This window comes from Mesorhizobium sp. M1E.F.Ca.ET.041.01.1.1 (assembly GCF_003997355.1).
In the GTDB taxonomy this organism is placed as follows: Bacteria; Pseudomonadota; Alphaproteobacteria; order Rhizobiales; family Rhizobiaceae; genus Mesorhizobium.
Genome location: NZ_RZSL01000297.1, coordinates 1 through 7,594 on the forward strand (window position 1 = coordinate 1; position 7,594 = coordinate 7,594).

General features: G+C 61.5%; 7 protein-coding genes and 1 pseudogene. 3 read left to right on the forward strand and 5 right to left on the reverse strand.

Annotated elements, in window-relative coordinates; all coding sequences use genetic code 11:
* Positions 1 to 746, forward strand: a 746-nt coding sequence (locus EOA38_RS21970) for a DUF72 domain-containing protein (RefSeq protein WP_145966026.1), incomplete at its 5' end; no start/stop codon positions are given.
* 145 nt (positions 747 to 891) lie between these two features.
* On the opposite strand, the gene EOA38_RS21975 is transcribed toward EOA38_RS21970, so the two are convergent.
* A complete protein-coding gene (locus EOA38_RS21975; RefSeq protein WP_127300242.1) occupies positions 892 to 2,874 on the reverse strand; it encodes a S9 family peptidase in 1,983 nt (660 codons plus the stop codon).
* A gap of 924 nt (positions 2,875 to 3,798) precedes the next feature.
* Here EOA38_RS21975 and EOA38_RS21980 point away from each other — a divergent pair.
* Together EOA38_RS21980 and EOA38_RS21985 are read left to right on the forward strand one after the other, a co-directional pair.
* A complete protein-coding gene (locus tag EOA38_RS21980) occupies positions 3,799 to 4,053 on the forward strand; it encodes a hypothetical protein (RefSeq protein WP_127300243.1) in 255 nt (84 codons plus the stop codon).
* A gap of 111 nt (positions 4,054 to 4,164) precedes the next feature.
* Positions 4,165 to 5,310, forward strand: coding sequence for a GGDEF domain-containing protein (locus EOA38_RS21985; protein WP_127300244.1), 1,146 nt, complete (start codon positions 4,165 to 4,167; stop codon positions 5,308 to 5,310).
* A gap of 27 nt (positions 5,311 to 5,337) precedes the next feature.
* On the opposite strand, the gene EOA38_RS21990 is transcribed toward EOA38_RS21985, so the two are convergent.
* The 4 genes and pseudogenes from EOA38_RS21990 to EOA38_RS22005 all read right to left on the reverse strand — a co-directional run.
* Positions 5,338 to 5,514: a hypothetical protein gene (locus tag EOA38_RS21990; protein WP_127300245.1), complete on the reverse strand. Its 177-nt coding sequence runs from the start codon at positions 5,512 to 5,514 to the stop codon at positions 5,338 to 5,340.
* A gap of 265 nt (positions 5,515 to 5,779) precedes the next feature.
* A complete protein-coding gene (gene urtE, locus EOA38_RS21995) occupies positions 5,780 to 6,475 on the reverse strand; it encodes an urea ABC transporter ATP-binding subunit UrtE (protein ID WP_127300246.1) in 696 nt (231 codons plus the stop codon).
* A 70-nt stretch (positions 6,476 to 6,545) separates the two neighbouring features.
* Positions 6,546 to 7,292 carry an urea ABC transporter ATP-binding protein UrtD gene (gene urtD, locus EOA38_RS22000; protein WP_127300247.1) on the reverse strand — a complete coding sequence of 249 codons (747 nt, stop codon included), beginning with the start codon at positions 7,290 to 7,292 and terminating at the stop codon, positions 6,546 to 6,548.
* Between the two features lie 6 nt (positions 7,293 to 7,298).
* Positions 7,299 to 7,594, reverse strand: a pseudogene (locus EOA38_RS22005) (urea ABC transporter permease subunit UrtC); the annotation flags it as partial.

The window sequence follows — 7,594 nt, forward strand, 5'->3', positions numbered from 1 at the left end:
CGTCCTTCTATCCGGACAAGCTCGCCAAGGCCAAGCAGTTGCACTACGCCAGCCGCCAGGTGCCGAGCATCGAGGTCAACGGCACCTATTATTCCAGCTTCAAGGAACCGACCTTCGTGAAATGGGCCGGCGATACGCCGGACGGCTTCGTCTTCTCGCTGAAGGGCAACCGCTTCGTCACCAACCGCCGCGTGCTCGGCGAGGCCGGCGAATCGATGATGCGCTTCCTTGGTTCCGGCGTCGCCGCGCTTGGCGAAAAGCTCGGGCCGATTCTTTGGCAGTTCGCACCGACGAAAAAATTCGACCCGGACGATTTCGAAGCCTTCCTGAAGCTGCTGCCTGAAAAGCAGGACGGGGTTTCGCTCCGCCATGCGCTCGAGGTGCGGCATGACAGCTTCATAGTGCCGGAGTTCCCGGCGCTGGCGCGCAAATACAATGCCGCGATTGTCTATGCCGACCACGCCAAATATCCGGCGATTGCCGACGTCACCGGCGATTTCGTCTATTTGCGGCTGCAGACCGGCAGCGATGACAATCCCGACTGCTACACGCCGAAGGGGCTCGACGAATGGACGGCGCGGGCAAAGACCTGGGCGGAAGGCAAGCAGCCGGTCGACCTGCCCCGCGCCGATCCCAAGACCGATGCGCCGGTCAAGCCCCGCGACGTGTTCGTCTACTTCATCACCGAAGGCAAGGTTCGCGCGCCCTTCGGCGCCATGGCGCTGATGAAGCGGGTGACGGCCTAGAGCTGCGGACCTCCAACGCAGCCCATTGTTCAAACGCGAGAACTCTGCCCGGCGCGCCACACGACGCTAGACTAGGCATCAAACGAAGGTCACCACAGACGATTGCGACGATCATGCCGCTTCCGCTGACACCTGATATACAGGGTCAGTTCAAATATTCTGCCGCAATTTCTGTGTAGTCGAAGCCGCCCGATCGACCGCCAAGATGTTTGGCGAGGAAGTCTTCGATGAGGCGCGCGCGTCGAAGCTTTGTCTGCCAGCGGTCATATCCGTGTCCTTCCTTATCGAAATAGACCGCGGTCACGTCTTTTCCTGCAGCTTTCAGGGCCCCCTCGAACTCCTCGGTTTGCTCGAAGCCTACTATTTGGTCCTGCTTGCCGGCTGTGATGAGGATGGCCCCTTGGACATTCGCGGCGTGGGTCGAAGGGGACCGTTCCCGCATTTCGGCAAGACTTGCCTCATTGCCTGGATCGCCGAAATAGCGTTTCATTTCGTCGAGGTGAAGGCCCCATGAAAACGGGTTGTTCTGCATCTGGTAGGCGATGTCCATCACGCCGTAGTCGACGATCGCCGCTTTGAACACGCCCGGGTCGCGGGTCATTGCCAGGGCTGCGGAGTAGCCGCCGTAGCTGCCGCCCATCACGGCCATGTTGGACTTGTCGGCGATGCCTTGCCCGACCAGCCAGTTCGCCGCGTCAACGATGTCGTCCTGCATGGCCTTGCCGATCTCGCCGTAGCCTGCTGCGCGGAACGCCTTGCCATAGCCGGTCGAGCCGCGAAAGTTCACGGACAGAACAGCGTAGCCGCGGTTAGCGAGGAACTGGTAGTCATTGTTGTAGGCCCAGATTTCCTGCTGCGCGGGCCCACCATGGATGACGACGACCGCCGGTAGGTTTTTCGGTTCGACACCGCGCGGAAGTATGAGGAAGGCCGGAATATCAAGGCCATCTCGCGCTTTGAACGATACCGGCTTGGTCTCCACCAAGGCATCCCTGCGCTTTCGTAAATCGTACTCGGCAATTTTTGTGGCTTTGCCTTTTTCAAGGTCATAGAGGAAATACTCGAACGACTGTTCGCGCCACGAACGAGCGACCGTTGCAAACCGCCCGTCCGGAGACGTCCCGAGAATATTGAAGTCCACCGGATTGTCTCCATCTAGGAGGAGCTTGGTGAACGCCTCGCCAAGCCTTGAAAACGTGCGATATTGGGGATAGCCGTCCTCGAATGTTAGAAAGTCGGGGCCTACGGCATTCTGAGCCAGCGCGAATGCTTTTTTGGCGTCCACCTTCGGATGGTCTGCGACGATGGTCTCCTCTCCTGTTCGAGGAGCCACGGTCACTAGCGCGATCCGGTCGCGCCCACGGTCGGAGAGTGCGTAAATGGGCTTTCCGCCTTCAGGATGATAAAGAATGGTGAAATCATCGCGCGCGCTGATTTCGGTTAACATCCGCCAAGGTTCGGTGGCGCTGTCACGGATCAGGAAACGCGTGCCCTCATCGCTAAGCCTATCGGCCCGAATCAATGGCATGTTGTGGCGGTCGAGCCACCAGTCGATTGTCTCGCCTTCGTTCTTCTCAAGTAACTGCTTGCCGCCACCGTCCTGCCGGACGCTGTATAGGTCGAGGAAGGCCGGGTTACGATCGTTGGAAGCCACGACCAGCCGATCATCCGGTCCCGACGGTGACGATACGATGCGCCAGTTCACGAAGCCGCGCGGCGTGACATCCGCCCAATTGTCGCGCTTGGGCTTCAGGGGATCGATCTGCCACAGACGGCCCTCGCTCAGCACGACCAACTCGTTCTTGTAGGAATGCCACCAGAAGTCGTCGACCTGTGCGCCCGAAAGAGTAAGAAACGATCCGGCTTGCTCGGTCCGCTTCACGCGAAGGATGGTTTTCGTCCATTCGACGCCATACCAGGCGATCATGCTGCCGTCGTGGGACGGTTGATAGCCCCACTCTGCGCCTGTGTTGGCATAGAAGTCGCGCACAGGAATGAGCGGAGCCATAGCGGCTCTTGCGAGGGACGGATGTGTGGGAGCCGTTTCTTGCTCGAAATAGTAGCTGACGCCAAGCGCCGCAATCGCGACAACGATTAGGATGAATCCTATGATTCTCAGCAAGCGCATAAATATGTCCGGCTTGGAGTGTAATATCTTACAAATTCCATACTAAAAAATACCAAGCGAAACATACGCAATAATGGCCACTACGATAGAGTGCCACCGACAACACTGCCTACAGCTGCAGCGATGCAGCCCAGAAATGAATTTTCACTGAGCCGTTGCGTCCACTTCCGCCACCCCTCTCGCCGCCGTACGCGACGTGAATTCTCAACTTTTCTTCGAGGGGTCGAACATGTCATGTCTCCGCATCGTTGACGCCGTGAAAAGATGATTGCGAATGCACGAAGGCATCTTTAACACTCTGCATAGGTTGTCAACAAAACTATCGTTTCAATTTTAGGTAGTGCTAATTGAGCGATCCCAAAGTCGCAGCCCGCTTCGCTTGCATGGTTCACACAGTCGACATTCAGGTATACGCCGCTGATCGTCGAGGTGATGACGGTTGCAATTGTCCTGCGCCTGCTTGGCCTGGTGCAGCCCAGCAGAGGCCATTGGCGCCTATGCGGCATCGGCATGGATAGGGGACTATTTCCGACCCGGCAGAAGAACGACAAGCGACCTCGATCGAGACGTTCGTGGATACCTTCCGCGACGACTACGCCTGCGCGGCCAGAAAGCGGCGGCCTGACGGCTGCGTCCGAGAGACCGAGGGACTGCGCCTGATTTTCGACCGCGCTTCGGCATGACCCAAATGGGGGGATGTCCCTGCATGCCTGGATGCCTAGCCTATGGGTACAGGAGGCATCCTAGTCTAGTCGGCGGTTGGCTTGTCGGAACCTGCTGGCCATCTTGACCGTTCTGTCTCAGCCGCTGACCGCGGGAGGCCCTGCGAGTCACACTGGTCATCTCGCCGAAGATCGACGGCGAGGCAGTCACCTCGCGAAACGTTTGCCAAATCCCGCGACGTTCGGAAAGGAGCGAGGAAAGATGACCGTCATCCTCGGCGCGTTGCTCACCATCGCCGGCGTCGTGTATATGGCAAGCGCCACTTTGAGACGCGGGCGTCTGAGCGATCCAGCACCTACAGCGCCGAATCGGCCGGCGCCGAATCTGGCAACACCGGGCCCGACACTGGAGCCGCGGCGACGCGGGCTCGGTTTCCTCGGCCTGTCGCAGAATTGGCCGGGTCTGGTGATGATGGGGGCAGGCATCATACTGCTGTTGTCGGTGGCGGTTCTCTGACGCTACGGAATTATCGCGTTTTCACCGCTATCGTAACGTAATCGATACTTCCTTGCCGCATTAAGGCACCTACGCCAGGTTGCAGAAGCCCGGCGACGGCAAGGACAGTGCATGCTGCTCGACTACAACTCATTGCTGCTGGCCGTCGGCTTCTCCGCTGCCTGCCTCAGCTTGACGCTTTTCGGAACCTGGCTGACCGCCCGTTCCGACAAGTTCCTGCTGACATGGGCGATCAGCGTGCTGGTGGTGGTAGTCGAGGTGTTTGCCTATGACGCCTATATCGAGGCGCCTGGAACAGCCCTCGGCGTCCTGACACTGGCGCTGCTGCTGCTCGGTTTCTCGGTGATGCTGGGCGCCGCACACCAGTTCCGGACCGGGAGTTCGCCGCTGCCGCGTATCGCGCTTGGCGCCGGCATCTCCTTCGCGCTGGCGCTGCCGGCCATGGCGCTCGGCTATGACGGGCTGGCCTTCATGCTGGAGAATTCGCTTGCGGCGCTGCTCCTGTTCGGCACGGCGCACGAATACTGGAAAGGCCGCGCGGAGGCGCCGGCGCAGCTTATTGGCGTGGCGCTGCTCTACTCGCTGACCGCCGCCTCCTTCGTGCTGTGCGCAGCCATGCTGGCATGGGGAGGCAAACTCGTCCTCGGCCACGCGCCGAGCAATTGGGCCGAAGATCTGAGCCTGGTCGTCGTTATCGCCTCGATGACCGGCATCGGCGCGCTGTCGCTGGCGCTCAACCAGGGGCGGCTTGCCCGGCACCACCAGCGCGAAGCGCGGACCGACGCGCTGACCGGGCTGCTCAACCGCCGCGCTCTGTTCGACCTGCATGGCAAGGTGCCTGTCGGCGCCTTCACCGCGATCGTGGTCTTCGACCTCGACGGCTTCAAGGCGATCAACGACCAGTACGGCCACGCCTCGGGCGACGAGGTGCTGAAGGTCTTCGCCGAAGAACTGTCCGGCAATCTGCGCCCGAACGATGCCGCCGCCCGCATGGGCGGCGAGGAATTCGCGCTGGTTCTGAAACGCACCTTGCCCGAGATGGTCGAGGGTACGGCGGAACGGATAAGGATGGCCTTCGCGGCGCGAACGATCGAGACCGAGACGGGCCAGCTCAAATGCACGGTGAGCGCCGGTTTCGCGTTCGGCAGCAACGAAGGCGTGAGCTTCGACAAGGTTCTCAGCGCCGCCGACAAGGCGCTTTACGCGGCCAAACGCGGCGGCCGCAACCGCGTGCTCGACTTCCGCCGCGCCGGCTAAGAGCCTTTACACCGGCAACTCAGGCTGTCAGTGGTGCCCGATCACTTCATTGTAGGCGTCGAGGTCGACATAGAAGACCTTGGTTATCTCGCCGATCAGCTCGTCCTCGTCATAGCCTTGCGACATCAGGATATTGATCGCCGTCATGATATCCACGCGTTCGGTGAGGCGTCGCTTCTGATAATCCTCGACAAAACGTTCCATCGCCTTCCCCTGGCAAGTTCTTTGCTGGACGCATTGACCGACAATCACTGCGGGGAAAGCTAGGCGGGTTTGCTTGCGTGGAACTTGCCGGCTGGAGCCCGCGCCTTCCCCCTCATTCGCGACTGGTACGGAAAGCGGCCGACTCACCAAGGCCAAGAAAAGACTAGCACGCGGTATAGAGCGCGCCAGAGTTACACAGGGGCTGAACCGGAGAAATATTGGGGTTGCTATTGATCGCGATGCCGCCCGAAGTCGAGCAATCGGTCTAGACTGTCAGGAACTTGCGCACATCCGGCCTGTCCAGATCCGCGGCCGGTCCGGTGTGCACGATCTGACCCCGGTCCATGATGTTGACCTCGTCGGCAAGCTCGCGGCAGAAGTCGAGATACTGCTCGACCAGCAGCACCGCGATCCCCGCCTGGTCCCGCAGATAGCGGATGGCGCGGCCGATATCCTTGATGATCGAGGGCTGGATGCCTTCGGTCGGCTCGTCGAGAACGAGCAGCTTCGGCCGCATGACCAGCGCCCGCCCGATCGCGAGCTGCTGCTGCTGGCCGCCGGACAGGTCGCCGCCGCGACGCCCCAGCATCTGCTTCAACACCGGAAACAGCTCGAAGACATGCGCCGGAACCATGCGGTCGGCGCGCTTCAGCGGCGCGAAGCCCGATTCCAGGTTTTCGCGCACCGTGAGCAGGGGAAAAATCTCCCTGCCCTGCGGCACGAATGCGATGCCCGACCGGGCGCGGTCATACGCCGCGCTCCGGTCGAGCGCCTTCCCCTCGAAGGCAACGCTTCCGCTCGTCAGCCGGTGATGGCCGACGATCGATCTCATCAAACTTGTCTTGCCGACGCCGTTGCGGCCGAGCACGCAGGTGATCTTGCCCGCGCCGGCCTTCAGCGAAACGCCGCGCAGCGCCTGCGCGGCGCCATAGTGGAGCGTGGCATTGGAGACTTCGAGCATGGTCAGCCCCTTCTCCAACGCCGGAGGAAAGCAAAATCGAAACGGTGGAACGGAACCCGCCAGATCATGCTCATCGCCCCAGATAGACTTCGACGACGCGCTCGTCGGCCGAGACGAAATCGAGCGTGCCTTCGGACAGCACCGAGCCCTCGTGCAGGCAGGTGACCTTGACGCCGAGCTCGCGCACGAAATGCATGTCGTGCTCGACGACGATCACCGAATGGTCCCGCGCGATGTCCTTGAGCAGGCGCGCGGTTTCCTCGGTTTCGGCATCCGTCATGCCGGCGACCGGCTCGTCGACAAGCAAAAGCTTCGGGTCCTGCGCCAAGAGCATGCCGATCTCCAGCCATTGCTTCTGGCCATGGCTGAGATTGGCGGCGAGCTCGTCGCGCTTGTCGCCGAGACGGATGATGCCGAGGATGTCGTCGATGCGCCGTGCCTCGGCGGCCGAGCGGCGATGGAAGAGCGCCGGGAAGATCGAACGCCGCCCTTTCAGCGCCAGCATCAGATTGTCCTCGACGCTGTGGCTCTCGAAAACGGTCGGCTTCTGGAATTTGCGGCCGATGCCCATCATGGCGATCTCGGCCTCGTCGTGGCGAGTCAGATCGACCTGGCCGTCGAAGAAGACCTCGCCCTCGTCCGGCCGCGTCTTGCCGGTGACGATGTCCATCATCGTCGTCTTGCCGGCCCCGTTGGGTCCGATGATCGCGCGCATCTCGCCCTTGTCGAGCACCAGCGACAGACTGTTGATGGCGCGAAAGCCGTCGAAGGAGACCGAGACGCCGTCGAGATAGAGGATGGTGTTCGACTTGCTCATGATCGCTCACTCCGCCGGCTGCGGTTCGGCGCCCGAGGCCGACCAGGCACCGGGCGTCCTCGCCGCCGAGCGCACGATCTTCGGCTGCGGTTCCTGCGCATCGGCGGCGAGCGAGGCCGCGCGCAACGCCCTGGCCTTGGCGCGCCAGCTGTCCCACATGCCGACGATGCCCTTGGGCAGGAACAGCGTGACGGCGACGAACAGCCCGCCCAGCGCGAACAGCCAGAATTCCGGCAGCACGCCGGTGAACCAGGATTTGCCGGCGTTGACGAGCAGCGCGCCGACGATCGGGCCGACGACTG